The sequence below is a fragment of the Faecalibacterium sp. IP-1-18 genome, from assembly GCF_023347355.1.
Taxonomy (GTDB): Bacteria; Bacillota; Clostridia; order Oscillospirales; family Ruminococcaceae; genus Faecalibacterium; species Faecalibacterium prausnitzii.
The window spans coordinates 1,818,336-1,832,690 of sequence record NZ_CP094472.1; the positions used below are offsets into that span (position 1 = coordinate 1,818,336).

11 protein-coding genes are annotated in these 14,355 nt (G+C 59.2%); 2 read left to right on the top strand and 9 right to left on the bottom strand.

The annotated features are described in order from the left end of the window. Positions 1–24: 24 nt before the first annotated feature. From mgsA to MTP43_RS08615, 9 genes are all read right to left on the bottom strand, one after another. A complete protein-coding gene (gene mgsA / locus MTP43_RS08575) occupies positions 25–429 on the bottom strand; it encodes a methylglyoxal synthase (protein WP_005923510.1) in 405 nt (134 codons plus the stop codon). Positions 430–586: 157 nt separating this feature from the next. Then, entirely contained in the window at positions 587–2,824 is a 2,238-nt protein-coding gene (locus MTP43_RS08580) for a peptidoglycan D,D-transpeptidase FtsI family protein (protein WP_005923507.1), read from the bottom strand. A gap of 19 nt (positions 2,825–2,843) precedes the next feature. Beyond that, the gene (gene mreD, locus MTP43_RS08585; RefSeq protein ID WP_005923504.1) at positions 2,844–3,377 is read right to left on the bottom strand and encodes a rod shape-determining protein MreD; all 534 of its coding nucleotides are present in this window, start codon (positions 3,375–3,377) and stop codon (positions 2,844–2,846) included. Between the two features lie 15 nt (positions 3,378–3,392). After that, on the bottom strand, positions 3,393–4,223 hold the full coding sequence (gene mreC / locus MTP43_RS08590; RefSeq protein WP_005923501.1) for a rod shape-determining protein MreC: 831 nt from the start codon (positions 4,221–4,223) through the stop codon (positions 3,393–3,395). 174 nt (positions 4,224–4,397) lie between these two features. Beyond that, on the bottom strand, positions 4,398–5,420 hold the full coding sequence (locus tag MTP43_RS08595; protein WP_005923497.1) for a rod shape-determining protein: 1,023 nt from the start codon (positions 5,418–5,420) through the stop codon (positions 4,398–4,400). Between the two features lie 162 nt (positions 5,421–5,582). Continuing rightward, positions 5,583–6,140, bottom strand: a complete 558-nt coding sequence (locus MTP43_RS08600; protein WP_117526294.1) for a Maf family protein — start codon at positions 6,138–6,140, stop codon at positions 5,583–5,585. A gap of 121 nt (positions 6,141–6,261) precedes the next feature. Beyond that, on the bottom strand, positions 6,262–6,708 hold the full coding sequence (gene dut / locus MTP43_RS08605) for a dUTP diphosphatase (protein WP_005923491.1): 447 nt from the start codon (positions 6,706–6,708) through the stop codon (positions 6,262–6,264). A 63-nt stretch (positions 6,709–6,771) separates the two neighbouring features. Then, positions 6,772–8,841 (bottom strand): U32 family peptidase, encoded by a 2,070-nt coding sequence (locus MTP43_RS08610; RefSeq protein WP_117526295.1) that lies wholly within the window; start codon positions 8,839–8,841, stop codon positions 6,772–6,774. A gap of 54 nt (positions 8,842–8,895) precedes the next feature. Beyond that, on the bottom strand, positions 8,896–9,360 hold the full coding sequence (locus MTP43_RS08615) for a cell division protein ZapA (RefSeq protein ID WP_097783605.1): 465 nt from the start codon (positions 9,358–9,360) through the stop codon (positions 8,896–8,898). Positions 9,361–9,784: 424 nt separating this feature from the next. On the opposite strand from MTP43_RS08615, the gene MTP43_RS08620 reads away from it, so the two are divergent. Together MTP43_RS08620 and MTP43_RS08625 are read left to right on the top strand one after the other, a co-directional pair. After that, positions 9,785–12,190: a glycogen/starch/alpha-glucan phosphorylase gene (locus MTP43_RS08620; protein ID WP_015537872.1), complete on the top strand. Its 2,406-nt coding sequence runs from the start codon at positions 9,785–9,787 to the stop codon at positions 12,188–12,190. Between the two features lie 74 nt (positions 12,191–12,264). Next, positions 12,265–14,121, top strand: coding sequence for a glycoside hydrolase family 13 protein (locus tag MTP43_RS08625; protein ID WP_249234741.1), 1,857 nt, complete (start codon positions 12,265–12,267; stop codon positions 14,119–14,121). The last annotated feature ends 234 nt before the right edge of the window (positions 14,122–14,355 follow it).

The following is a 14,355-nucleotide window of genomic DNA, read 5'->3' on the forward strand; positions in this document are numbered from 1 at the left end:
TGCAGCGCTTCTTTTTTACATACTTTAGTTCTGGGGGTGCACGATATCGCGCCAGTCCAGATCTCCGCGCTCGAGGCCGTGGATCAGCACCTCGGCGGTGGCGATGTTGGTGGCCATGGGGATGTTGTGCACATCGCACAGGCGCAGCAGAGTCATCTCATTCGGCTCGCTGGGCTTTGCATTGATGGGGTCGCGGAAGAACAGCAGCAGGTCGATCTCGTTGCAGGCAATGCGGGACGCGATCTGCTGGTCACCGCCCTGCACACCGGCCAGAAAACGCTGTACCTGCAGGCCGGTGGCCTCGGAAATCAGTTTACCGGTAGTGCCGGTCGCCACCAATTTATGCTGGCTCAGAATGCGGCAGTACGCCGTGCAGAACTGAACCATCAGCTCCTTTTTGGAGTCATGCGCGATCAGGGCAATCGTCATCTGTAGATCTCTCCTCTATTGAAACATTTGTATATAAAACACTTGCTAAATTTCCTTTGCTATACATGATATCACAAACGCAACTCATTTACAACAGGTTTTTGGACACAATATTCAAATTTTCGTTCAAATTCACTGCTTTGCACGCAGCTGCGCCTTACTGCGCAAGCAGTGCATCGTTATTTTCTTCCTCTATCACCCCTGCGGGGGCAGTTGCCTGCTGCGGCTCCGCGGCTGTGGTATCGGTCTGTGCATCATTTGCAGCATCCGGAGCGGTCTGGGCGGCGGTATCCGATGCTGCGGCGTCCTCCTGTGCCACGGTGCGCGGGTCCACATAGGGGTCTACCTCCAGCGTGCCGTCCTTCATGGCAAAGTAGGCGTTGGCGATATCCACCACCAGATCACCGGTGCGGGCACCGTAGCCGCCGTACTCCACCGTGATGCCGATGGCGATCTCCGGGTCATCTGCCGGGAGGTAAGCGATCATCATGGCGTTCAGGTAGTGCTTGCCCGAGGCATAAGTCTCGCTTCGCTGGGGGGTACCGGTCTTGCAGGCGATGGCAATGGGGTAGCTGGAGATCTTGCCGCTGATGGTGCTGGGCACCTGTTTCATGCCCTGCCGCACCAGCTCAAAGGTGTTGCCGTTGCCCTCGATGATATCCATCACCTCCGGCTGAGTCTCACTGAGCACCTCGCCGGTGTTGGTATCCAGAATGGCCTTGACGAAGTGGGTGCGGTAGCGCACGCCGTTGTTGGCCAGTGTAGCGGCGTAGGTAGCCAGCTGGATGGGGCTTACCACCGTGTTGCCCTGCCCGATAGCAGCCTGAATATCCAGCGAGGAGGTGTAGTTTTTATCCGTTTTTTTGGTCAGGCGTCCCAGAGCCTCGTTTACCTCCACGCCGGTGCGCTGACCAAGACCCAGCTTGTAGGCGTAGGCATCGTAAACGTCACTGGTCAGGCGGCGTCCCACATCGTAGAAGAAGATGTTGCAGCTCCACTTGATAGCGGTGACCACATCAATGTTGCCGCTGTGGCCGTGGCGGGTGCAGCGGGGGCGGTAGTCCTTATAATAGGTATACACGCCGGTGCAGTTGACGGTGGAGTACTGGTTGATGAGGCCGCTGTCCAGCGCCGCCACTGCCACCGAGGGTTTAAAGGTGGAGCCGGGGGTGTACAGGCCCTGCAGCGCCCGGTTGAACAGGGGCAGGCTGGGGTCGGCGCTGTACTCCGAATAGTTGGTGGCGTACAGGTTCTGGTCAAAGCTAGGATAGTTGGAGGCCGCCAGCACACTGCCGTCCTTCACATTCAGCACCACCGCAGCACCGGCAGCGGCTTTCATATCGCCGGTGTTGTACACCCGGTTGATCATATCGATGTTATTGGCAAGGGCCTTGTCCACCGCCCGCTGAAAGTCGCTGTTGATGGTCAACTGCACGGTATGCCCCGGCTCCGGCACGGTGGTGATCTTGGTGTCCACGATCACGCCGTCCGAATTACGGGTGATGGTCTCCACACCATCCTTGCCGCGCAGCTCATCCTCGTACACGGACTCAAGGCCGGAGATGCCGATCACATCGTTCATGTTATAGCCTTTTTCCTTAAGCGGATAGGTCACCTGACCGTTTTCGTCGGTCACCTTCCACTTTTCGGCGGTGATCTTGCCCACGCGCCCCAGCACAGCGGGCAGGATATCGCCCTGCTCATAGCTGCGGGTGCTGGTCTCCACGATCTCCACGCCCGGCAGCGTGAGGGAATGCTCCTTGATGGTAGCCACCGTCGCCTGACTGACGTTTTCAGCCATAACAAAGTTATTTACGTTGGAAAAGGCCTGTCGGTCCATCTCGTAATGGATGCCCGCCAGCACCCGCTGCCACGGCAGCGAGAAACTTTCCAGCTGGTTTTTCTCCACCAGCATCTCCATCACATCGTTGGCGGTGGCGTACTGCTGCAGACCCAGCGTCTCCTTCATGTCTGCCAGCGTTTTCTGGTCGCTGGCACTGTCGGCGCTGTCCGTAAAGGTATAGTTTCCGGCGGCATCCGGCTCGCTGATGAGCAGGGTGTCCAGCCATTTTTCATCGTTCTTGCGCAAAAGCTCCACGATCTGCTGCAGCATGGTGTCCAGATCCTGATCTCCCATCTGCAGCTTGTTCAGCACCACATTATAACCGGTGCTGGTGGTAGCGATGTGCTTGCCGGTGCTGTCCACGATATCGCCGCGCGCAGCGGTGACCGTAAACTTATAATCCGTGGTGTTGGTGGCTTTTGCCTTAAAGTCGTCCCCGTTGACCAGCTGCAAAAAGATCAGCCGGAAGGTGTACAGCCCCATGATGGTGCAGGCCACTGCGATGAGCAGCAGCATCCGCCGCACCACGACCTTGCGTTCATTTTCGTTCATCTGGTTCTCCTTTTACGGGCTAGACCACACCGTTGTCGATCCTGAACCCGTCATGGATGTGCTGCACCAGCCAGAAGGCCAGCAGCGCTGCCGGGATGGTCAGCACCGCGCCGGGCAGTACAAAGGTGACATACCGCAGCGCTGCGCCGGTATAACCCGGCATATAGTAGAAAAACAGCCAGTCCAGCGAGAGCACCACCAGCGCCGTTGCGGTGCTTACTGCGGCAAAATTGCCGGGGTTCACCTGCAGATACAACTGTACCAGCACCGATACCGCAAAGCAGAGCAGCAGCAGCTCCAGCGCCAGCATACCTACCGTGCGTCCGGCTGTGCAATCCCACAAAAGGCCGCCCACCGTGCCCAGCAGTGCTCCGGCAAATTCTCCTTCAAATACCGCCACCGCCAGACACAGCGGCAGCACCAGCAGCGGCTTTGCCTCCCCCAGCTGAAACAGCCCGGGCGTGGTCTGCAAAGCGGCGCACACAAACAGCGCCAGCACATAACAGCCCCACTTCAGCAGCTGGCTGCGGCTGCGCCTGCGGCGAGATTCCATAGCAGTGTGTCCTCCTTAGTACGCAGTAACGATAAAAACGTGCTTGGCGGTGCGGGGGTCGGCACCGGGGCGCACCACCGCAATGGAGGATTTGCCGCTGGTCTCCGGCACCACGTCCTGCACCGTACCCACCAGAAGATCCGGGGGGAACACCCCGCCCAGACCGGTGGTGATGACCTGATCCCCCGCATGGGTCTCGGTGCTGCGCTCCAGATTGGTCAGGGTGCACAGGCCGTCCGCTGCATAGGTGGTATTGCCGTTCAGAATGCCGTTTTCCCGGGTGCGGGATACCACGCCCGCCGCGTTGAAGCTGGGGTGCAGAATGGTCATCACCTTGCAGCTGGTCGGATCAGCCTCTACCACCATGCCCAGCAGATAGCCCCGGTCACTGATGACCGCATCGTTCACTGCTACGCCGTCTGCGGTGCCCTTGTCCAGCGTGAAGCCGCCGAACTCGTCCAGCGGGTCGCGGCCAATGACAAAGCCGGACACATAGGTGGCATTGCTGTTCTTTTCCTGAATGTTAGCCAGTGCCTTGTAGGCCTCGTTTTCAGCCTTGATGCGGTCATAATCCACCATCTGCTGGCGCAGCTCGGCGTTTTCCGCCGTCAGCTGCTCGTTCTGTTCCATAACCTTGTCGATGCTGGCATATTTTTCCCACATCGCGCCCACACCGCCGCTGACCACAGCCCCTGCCTTCTGGAAGGGGGTCAGGATCACGCCCAGCAGTTCCTGCGGGGCAGCGGTCAGGCGTCCGTTGGCACCGGCATAGGCCATGATGCCCACCAGAAACACCGCCACGGCCACAAGGATCTTGAATTTCCAGGTATCAAAAAAATCTTTCAAAGGGTGCTTCCCTCCTGTCGGGATGCCCGCGCCCTACCGCAGGCCTTTGCATGAAAAAAGCGCGGACAGCCGTGCCATCCGCGCAAGATGCAGTGTTTGCAGCGGAAAAACGCACAGCTGCTGTGTCTGAAACTTTTCCGCATTCTGAGCAACACTCTCCGCAGAGAGCCGCTCTTACATATGTCCTCCATCGGTGTCCAGCACGTCATGCAGCACATCCACATGATCCAGCACTGCACCGGCACCCTTGGCCACGCAGTCCAGCGGGTCCTCCGCAATATGCACATCAATGCCGGTCTCGCTCTGGATCAGCTGATCCAGGCCGCGCAGCAAAGCGCCGCCGCCGGTCAGGGTGATGCCGCGGTCGATGATATCTGCGCTCAGTTCCGGCGGGGTGCGCTCCAGCGTCTCCTTGATGGCGGTGGTGATCTTGACCAGACACTCCAGCAGCGCGCCGCGCACATCCTCAGAGTGCACCACGATGTTCTTGGGCAGACCGTCTACAAGGTTGCGGCCCTTGATCTCCATGGTCAGCTCCGGGTCCAGTGCATAGGCAGAGCCGATCTCGATTTTGATCTGCTCGGCAGTACGCTCACCGATGAGCAGGTTGTACTTGCGCTTGATGAAAGCGATGATGGCCTGATCGAACATATCACCGGCCATGCGCACGCTGCGGGAAGCCACAATACCGCCCAGAGAGATGACGGCGATCTCCGCCGTGCCGCCGCCGATATCCACGATCATGCTGCCGGTGGGCTCGCTGATGGGCAGGCCTGCACCGATGGCAGCTGCCATGGGCTCCTCAATGACAGACACCTGACGGGCACCAGCCTTCAGGGTAGCCTCGCGCACAGCGCGGCGCTCCACCTCGGTAACGCCGGAGGGAATGCAGATGACCACCCGGGGACGGGAGAACATACTGTTTCCGCAGGCCTTTTTGAGGAAGTTCTCCAGCATATTGGCCGTGATGTCGAAATCGGCGATGACGCCGTCCTTCAGGGGACGCACCGCCACGATGCTGCCGGGGGTACGGCCGATGACAGCCTTTGCCTCGCCGCCCACGCAGCGCACCTCGTCGGTCTTGGTGTCCACCGCCACGACCGAGGGCTCGCGCATGATGATGCCCTTGCCCTTCATGTAGACCAGAGTATTGGCAGTACCCAAATCAATGCCAACGTCCTTTGACAGAAAACTCATTGTTCCAAATCTCCTTACGATCGTTCCTTAAATCTATCCCAGAATGCCGGACGGCCTGCTGCAAACAGTCCCTCCTGCGCAGAATAACACAGTTCTATTATAGCCGCAAGTGCTCCATTTCTCAAGCGTTTCGGCAAGTTTTCTATCATTTTTCCATTTTTCTCACAAAAAATGCGCCAGCGTCTGTACGGTGCGGCTGACCGGCAGCCCCATAATGGTGTAATAGTCGCCCTCGATGCGGTCCAGCCACAGGGCCGCGCGCCCCTGAATGGCATAGGCACCGGCCTTATCGTAGGGCTCCGGGGTAGCAGCGTAGAACGCGATTTCTTCCTCCCCCAGCTGGAAAAAGGTCACCTTGCAGCTGTCCACAAAATGCTCTGCCCTGTCCCCTTTTGCAATGCACACGCCGGTGTGCACCTGATGGGTCTTGCCGGAGAGCGCACGCAGCATCCGCTTGGCATCCTCTGCGTCATGGGGCTTGCCGAACACAGCGCCGTCCACGTCCACCACGGTGTCGCAGCCGATGACCACGGCATCCGGGTGCTGTTTTGCCACCGCAAGGCACTTGCCGATGGCCAGTTGCTCCACCAGCTGCGCCGGAGTGGGGGCAGTGACGGCGCTCTCATCAAAATCGCTGACACAGACCGTGAAATCGGTGGTGTACAGGGAAAGCAGCTCCCGTCTGCGGGGGCTGCCAGAGGCTAAGATCAAATGATTCATAAAACCCTCTCAGTCACCTGCGGTGACCGCTCTCCCGAAGGGGAGAGCTTTTTTCATCAATCGGTTTACTCTTTTAAATTCTCCCCTCTCGGGTGTCAATGCGAAGCATTGACGAAGAGGGTTATTTTCCGGTAGAGCCAAAGCCGCCCACACCGCGCTGGGTGTCGCCCAGCTCCTCGGCGGGCACAAAGGCGGCGGTGTACACCGGGGCGATGCACAGCTGCGCTACCCGCTCGCCGGGCTGGATGGTATATGCCTCGGCACCCAGATTGACCATGGGCACCTTCAGCTCGCCGCGGTAGTCGCTGTCCACCACACCCACGCCGTTGGCCATGCACAGGCCGTGCTTGATGGACAAGCCGCTGCGGGCATACACCAGCGCCACACTATGGGCGCCGGGCAGCTCGATGGCAAGGCCGGTGGGCACCAGCACCCGCTGCATGGGGGCAACGGTCAGTGGTGCGTCCAGCACAGCGCACAGGTCAGCGGCAGCTGCGCCGGGGGTGGCATAGGCGGGCACTTTTGCCCGGGCATCCAGTACCTTATATTTTACAGTGATGGGTTCCATCGTATAACCTCGTTTCGTTTTTCTTTTTTCACAGGCAAAGCTTGGGGCACTTCCGGTGTTTTGTCAGTTTGTACCCTTAAAATACAGACCGCGGGTAAAATCGCCCTCAAAGGGGGCGTGGGTGCGGATGCTGTCCAAGATCTGCGCCGCTTCCTCGCGGGATTCCAGCGTAAAGTAGGCCACGCCATAGTCCACCGCCAGTGCGCCGGGCTTATCACCCATGTAGATGGGCACCGGGTTATAGATGGTGCGCACTCCAAGGCCGCACCGCACCGGGAACTTTTTGGCCTTGCGGTCGGTCAGCACGCCGGTCTTATCGCAGTGGGCACAGTCATGGATGTTTTGCAGCGGGCAGGCGCGGGTGAGCATCAGCGGCATATGACCGTAGATCATCACGCCGGTGGGCACAGGCTTACCGTTCCGGGTGGGCGCAATGGACGCAATATCGCTGTCTTTTACCTCCGGCAGGATGAGCAGGCTGGAAAGTCCCTGCTCTGCATAGAACTGTGCCGCCACATTGTTGGTGATGTTCAGTCCAAAGCCGCCGGTCATGGGCAGGCCGCGGCACAGCCGCAGATGGGCGATGTTACTGACCTCGTATCCGGCAAAGCCCGCGTCCTGCGTGGCAGCAATGCGGCGGGCAGTGTCCTGCTCCAGCGCACCGAACATGACCCGGGGCAGCTCCAGAAGGGTCTTTGCCCGCCACTCCAGGGGCACACGGTCGGCCTGCGCAATGGGCAGAATGAGATATTCCACCCCGTCAAGTGCCCGCTCCGGCACCTGTTCCCAGCGCTCGAACCGGGCACGCAGGGTGCGGCGGGGCGGCAGAGTGCGCTGCGGCAGGGCGGCGACGTGCTCCTCGGTGGTGGGCCAAGGACGCAGCGCCTCCCGCTTTTTGAGCAGGGCATCCAGCGCTTCGCGACGCAGCTCGTTTACGGCACTGCCGGGGATGAACCACGGCCCGCCGTCCATTTCCACAGTGATCTTCTCCGCCGTAAAGGGGGTGCCGCCGGTCTTTGCCAAACTGCGGTTCAGGCTCTCGGTAGGGTCGGTGCGGGCGGGCTGCGGCTCGGCATCCCCATAGGCAAAGGCTTTGTTGCCATCAGCATCGGTGACGGTCAGCTTTTCGCCGCCCTCCTCGATCTCCAGTTTCATCTGCACCGGCACACGGGAGCGCTCGCGGCGGTAAAGCTCACGCAGCATGGGCAGGGTCTTTTTGGTCAGCTCGGCGTCAGCTTCGCTGCGCACACCGAACATGGTACCGTCGATTTTTCCGTCTAGATAGCCGGAGGTGAAACCGGAGCGGCTGAAGGCGTTCTTCAGCAGGTCGCGGTCGTAGGCGCGGCCCTCGCGGCCTGCCAGACAGGCACTGACCGCCGCTGCCACATACTCCGGCGTGCGGAGACGGCCCTCGATTTTTGCCGATGCTACGCCAAGCGCCTGCAGCTTGTCCAGCTTGTCGATGGCGGAGTTATCCTTGAGGGAGAGGTGGTGCAGCCGTCCGGGCTTGCCTTCCGGCAGGGCATTGGCTTCAAAGGGCAGACGGCAGGGGCCCGCACAGGAACCGCGGTTGCCGCTGCGCCCGCCCAGAAAGGCGGACATATAGCACTGGCCGCTCACGCTCATGCACAGCGCACCGTGGATGAAGCACTCGGTCTCGATGCCGCAGTGCTTTGTGATGTGCTCCACCTCGGGCAGACTCAGCTCACGCGCCAGCACCACCCGGGTAAAGCCCAGCTCCTTCAGCTCCAGTGCACCCTGCAGGGTGTGGACGCTCATCTGGGTGGAGCCGTGCCGGGGCAGCTGCGGGGCGATTTTACCAATTAAAGTAGCCACTGCCAGATCCTGACAGATGACTGCATCCGCGCCGCTGGCTGCTACTGCGCGGATAGCCTGCTCCAGCGCAGGCAGCTCGGTGCCATACACGGTCGTATTCAGCGCAACGTGCACCGCCACGCCCCGGGCGTGGCAGAAGCGCACGGCTTCCTGCAGACTGTCTGCGTCAAAGTTGCCGGCACCCGTGCGGGCGTTGAAGCCCGAAAAGCCCAGATATACTGCGTCTGCGCCGCTGAACACCGCAGCGCGGAGCATTTCTTCACTGCCCACCGGGGCTAAGATCTCGATCCTTGCCATAGTTCTCCTTCTGACTTCTATTTATATTCTGACTTCTATTTATATAAGGTACGTTCAGTTGGTCTCGTCTGTCTGCGCACTGTCTGCCGCCGGGGCTTCCGGGGCGGGCTGCTCCTGTGCAGTCTCTGCCGCAGCCCGGGCGGCGCGCTCCTCCCGGCGGGTCTCGCGCTGGCGCTCCTTGGCCAGCTGCTCCCGCAGGGCGGCAGCTTCCCGGCGCAGCACGGCGTTTTCCGCCAGTGCCTTGTCCTCAGCCAGCTTTGCCCGGGCTGCATCTGCAATGTAGTCCTGAATCTGGCTGCGCATATTCTCGGCGCTGCCGGTGCTCTTGCGGTATTCGTCCAGATAATCCATCGCGCAGAACACCGCCGCCTTGGTCACCGAGAGGTTATCGTTGGTGTCCAGCAGCTTTGTGATGTCCTCGTCCAGCTTTTTGGCAAGACCCAGGATGTACTTTTCCGAATCTGTGGTGGCGATGGCATACGGTGTGCCTGCAATGTTGACCCTTACCTTGTTTACCATGGTGTTTTCCCCTTTTTTCCTGTATCTGTACGGCGCAAGGCCGTTTGTTCTGCATTTTACCGGGATTTGGTATCGTTCCCGGTAACGTTTCGGCTTCCGAAAACGTTTCGGCGGAGTTTCCTGTGCCATTACTGCCGGAATTACTCCCCGAAAAACGTTTCGCGGCTCAGTTCTGCCTTCTATTATAATATAAATACGCCGCAAGAAAAAGTGGAATTTTTGAAATTTCGGCATATTTGTCAGAAAGTGGCCTGAAAAAATAGCAGTTACGGAAAAAAAGCGCCTGTTTCCTTGCATTTATAAATCGTTCATATTATAATAACTTTGTTATGTTGGCAGCCGGGCGAAAGAGGGAACGTTTCTGCTGCTATTATCTACTCAATTATTTTAGCAAAGCAAACGCTTATGCGGATAGGAGCACACTATGACATCAAAAGAATTTGGCAAAATTCTTCAGGACAAGCTCACCAGTGAGTACGGTGTGGAGCTGAATGTTGCCTCCAACCAGCAGATCTACCGTTCTCTGGCTCTGATCTGCCGTCAGATGATGAGCGAGAACCACAAAAAGTTCCAGTCCAAGGCTATCGGCACCGGCACCAAGCAGGTCTACTACCTCTGCATGGAGTTTTTGATGGGCCGCAGCCTGAAGATGAGCCTGTTCAATCTGGGTCTGGACGAGGTTGCCAAGAAGGCACTGGCCGACGCCGACATCAATCTGGACAGCATTTTTGAGGAAGAGCCCGATGCAGGCCTGGGCAACGGCGGTCTGGGCCGTCTGGCTGCCTGCTATCTGGACGGCATGGCCACCACCGATATCTGCGGCACCGGCTACTCCATCCTGTACGAGTACGGCATCTTCAAGCAGAAGATCGTGGACGGCTGGCAGCAGGAGCGCGCCGACAACTGGCTGCCCGGCGGTCAGGTGTGGCTGAAGAGCCACCCGGATCAGGCTGTGGAGATCCGCTTTGACGGCGAGATCCATGAGAACTGGGACAACGGCTTCCATTACATCCAGCACACCAACTACAACAGCGTCATGGCCATTCCCTCCGATATGTATGTGCAGGGCTACGATGGAAAGGGCGTTGCAAAGCTGCGTCTGTGGCAGGCAAAGGCCCCGGACTTTGATATGTCCAGCTTCTCTCTGGGCAACTACAACACTGCTATGAGCAAGAACGCCAACGCTGAGCTCATCTCCAAGGTGCTGTACCCCAACGACAACCACGTTGAGGGCAAGATCCTGCGCCTGCGTCAGCAGTACTTCCTGTCCGCTGCTTCTATCGGCGATATCGTGCAGAACCACCTGTCCAGCTACGCTACGCTGGAGAACCTGCCCGACAAGGTCGCCATTCAGCTGAACGACACCCACCCCACCCTGGCCATCCCCGAGATGATGCGCATCCTGCTGGATGAGTGCGGCTTTGACTGGGACAAGGCCTTCAGCATCTGCCAGAAGGTGTTCTCCTACACCAACCACACCGTTATGGCCGAAGCTCTGGAGAAGTGGAACGTGGACATCTTCAAGATGACCCTGCCCCGCATCTACCAGATCGTGGTGGAGATGGACCGCCGCGCCCGCGAGGAGCTGGCAAAGGCCTTCCCCGGCGATCAGGGCAAGATCGACTACATGGCACTGATCGGCGACAATCAGGTGCGCATGGCCAATATCTGCGCCTACACCGCCAACAGCATCAACGGCGTTTCCAAGCTGCACAGTGAGATCATCAAGGAGAGCGTTTTCCACGATTACTACCTGTTCAAGCCCAACGCCTTTAAGAACGTGACCAACGGCATTGCATACCGCCGCTGGCTGCTGGCCTCTAACCCCGGCCTGTGCAAGCTGCTGGACGAGACCATCGGCGACGGCTACAAGCACGATGCTTCTGATCTGACCAAGCTGAACAAGTACGCCGACGACAAGACCGTGCTGAAGAAGCTGAACGAGATCAAGCTGGCCAACAAGAAGGACTTTGCAAGCTATCTGGCAAAGAGCACCGGTCAGGTCATCGACCCCAATTCCATCTTTGACTGCCAGGTCAAGCGTATGCACGAGTACAAGCGCCAGCACCTGAATGCGCTGAACATCGCTGCACAGTACCTGTACCTGAAGGAGAACCCCAACGCTGACTTTATCCCCAAGACCTACATCTTCGGCGCAAAGGCTGCTCCCGGCTACTACATGGCAAAACAGATGATCCGCATGATCTGCAAGCTGGGCGATCTGATCAACAACGACCCCGCCGTGCGCGACAAGCTGCGCGTGGTCTATCTGGAAGAGTACTGCGTCTCCCTGAGCGAGCACCTGATGCCCGCTGCCGAGGTTTCTGAGCAGATCTCTCTGGCAGGCACCGAGGCTTCCGGTACCGGCAACATGAAGTTCATGCTGAACGGTGCGATCACGCTGGGCACTCTGGACGGTGCAAATGTGGAGATCGCCGATGCTGCCGGCAAGGAGAACGAGCTGATCTTCGGTATGCTGACCCCTGAGGTGAACAACCTGAAGCGGGTGGGCTACCACCCCAACGCCTTTATCATGGGCGACGACGTTGCTAACAGCGCCCTGAACTTCCTGGAGCGCGGCTGGAACGGCGAGAACTTCCACGAGGTCACCGAGAACCTGCGCAGCAGCGACCCGTACATGGTCATGGCCGACTTCAAGGACTACCGCCGTGCACAGGCCGACCTGCAGAAGCTGTATGCTGACCGCGAGACCTGGGCGCGCATGAGCCTGAAGAACATTGCCAACAGCGGCATCTTCAGCGCAGACCGCGCCGTGCTGGATTACGCCCGCGATATCTGGTACGCTTCCCCCGTGCCCATGGGCAAGTAATTTTCCCCTGTAAAACCGCAAAGCCCCGGTGGCATTTCGCCCGCCGGGGCTTTTTTGAGAAAGGACGATCTTTTTTGTCTTGTCTGTTCAACAGCTACGACCCCTACTTTAAGCAGCCCTTTGGTGCCGTGCGCGCCGGGCAGACCGTGCACCTAGCCCTGTGCATCCCCGAGGAGCTGGGCTATGTGGACCCGCACCTTGTACTGCAAAAGGAGGGCAAATACGATGTGCCCGTGCACTACCGCATGAAATTTGACGGCCAGACCCCCCACCAGAACCACTTTTCGGTGGATGTCGTGCTGGGCGACCCGGGCCTATACTTCTATTACTTTGACCTGTATACTGACTTCCGCCGCATCGTGCGCGGGGCCGACAACTGCGGCGTAGTCAGCTGGCAGGAGGGCGAAAGCTGGCAGATCACGGTCTACGAGCCGGATTTCCAGACGCCGGAGTGCATCAAGGGCAAGGTGTTCTACCAGATCTTCCCGGACCGGTTCTGTGAGGGCATTGAGAACAAGCCCATGCCCTTCCCGGACCGGCTGTATCAGGCCGATAAGCACGCCGAGCCTTTCTGGCAGCCCAACGAGACCGGCGGCCACCTGAACGAGGACTACTTCGGCGGTGATCTGGAGGGCATCCGCATCAAGCTCCCCTACCTGCGGGAGATGGGCGTGGATTACCTGTACCTGAACCCCATCTTTGAGGCGCACTCCAACCACCGCTACAACACCGCCGACTACCTGAACGTGGACCCGCTGCTGGGCACCAACGAGGAGTTTGAGGTGCTTTGCCGCGAGGCCGCCAAGTACGGCATCGGCATCGTGCTGGACGGTGTGTTCAGCCACACCGGCTCCGACAGCCGGTACTTCAACCGCGAGGGACGCTACGGCGAGGGCGGCGCTTACCGCGACCCCAACTCCCCTTACCGCAGCTGGTATGATTTTGACCCCAAGTACAAGGGCGGCTACTGCAGCTGGTGGGGCTTTGAGACCCTGCCGGAGGTCAACGAGGAGACCCCCTCCTTTGTGGAGTTCATCACCGGCGAGGGCGGCGTGATCGACACATGGCTGCGCCGTGGTGCTGCCGGCTTCCGTCTGGATGTGGCCGATGAGCTGCCGGACGCGTTTATCGAGAAGATCCGCACCGCCGTCAAGCGGGTAAGCCCGGAGAAGTTCTTGCTGGGCGAGGTGTGGGAGGACGCCACCACCAAGTTCGGCTTTGACCACCGCCGCACCTACCTGTTGGGCAAGGGGCTGGACAGCGTGATGAACTACCCCTTCAAGAACTCCGTGCTGGATTTTGTAAAAGGCAAGCCTGCCCAGCAGGCCGCCAACGAGATCCTTTCCATCTGCGAGCACTACCCTGCCCCTGCCATCAACACGGCACTGAATTTCCTGTCCACCCACGACACTGAGCGTGCTTTGACCGTGATCGCGGACGAGCCCGCCAACGGACGCGGCCGGGAGTGGCAGAGCGGCCGCAGCGTGACCGGCGAAGCCTACGAGGAAGGGATGCTGCGCCTGCGCATGGCCTATGCCATCATCTACACTCTGCCCGGCGTGCCCTGCCTGTACTACGGCGACGAGATCGGGATGCAGGGCTACCGCGACCCCTTCAACCGCGCCTTCTTCTGCTGGGACAGCCACGAGGAGCGTCTGCGCCCGGTGCTGGCACAGCTGGCGCAGCTGCGCCACAGTTGCGAGGCCTTCCGCACCGGTGAGCTGCGGGTGCTGCGGGCCGAGGACGGCATTTTGCACTACCAGCGCATCGGTAAGACCGAGACTGCGGAAATCATTGTGAACCGCTCTGAGCACATCATCGTGGAGCCGCTGGCTTCCGGCAAGCACACTGAGGTAAACCCCATGGGCTTTACCATCGTGGTGGAGGAAAACGGCCACAACCCCAACCACAGCTACTACGATATCCAGTGATGCCTGCGAGGCTGTAACCATTTAAAATGCTCTCCGCTTACGCTCTGAGCATCCATAGCGGGATCCTATTCTTTATTTGTAAGTCGGGAGGCTCTGCGGAGCCTCCCGACTTACTTTTTTCACAGGGTGGGACGCAGTGATTTACGGGCTTTTTTCCCATTTTTGTCTATATTTTGTTTTCTGTGCAACGTTCCAGTAAAAAGCTCTTGACCTTCCCCCAAGGGGATGCCGTAT

Bases quoted from the DNA above. Each gene is read 5' to 3' on its own strand.
- MTP43_RS08595 (WP_005923497.1), bottom strand. From the start codon at position 5,420: ATGAGTTTTCTGTCAAAGGACGTTGGCATTGATTTGGGTACTGCCAAT.
- mgsA (WP_005923510.1), bottom strand. From the start codon at position 429: ATGACGATTGCCCTGATCGCGCATGACTCCAAAAAGGAGCTGATGGTT.
- MTP43_RS08620 (WP_015537872.1), top strand. From the start codon at position 9,785: ATGACATCAAAAGAATTTGGCAAAATTCTTCAGGACAAGCTCACCAGT.
- dut (WP_005923491.1), bottom strand. From the start codon at position 6,708: ATGGAACCCATCACTGTAAAATATAAGGTACTGGATGCCCGGGCAAAA.
- MTP43_RS08580 (WP_005923507.1), bottom strand. From the start codon at position 2,824: ATGAACGAAAATGAACGCAAGGTCGTGGTGCGGCGGATGCTGCTGCTC.
- MTP43_RS08600 (WP_117526294.1), bottom strand. From the start codon at position 6,140: ATGAATCATTTGATCTTAGCCTCTGGCAGCCCCCGCAGACGGGAGCTG.
- MTP43_RS08610 (WP_117526295.1), bottom strand. From the start codon at position 8,841: ATGGCAAGGATCGAGATCTTAGCCCCGGTGGGCAGTGAAGAAATGCTC.
- mreD (WP_005923504.1), bottom strand. From the start codon at position 3,377: ATGGAATCTCGCCGCAGGCGCAGCCGCAGCCAGCTGCTGAAGTGGGGC.
- MTP43_RS08615 (WP_097783605.1), bottom strand. From the start codon at position 9,360: ATGGTAAACAAGGTAAGGGTCAACATTGCAGGCACACCGTATGCCATC.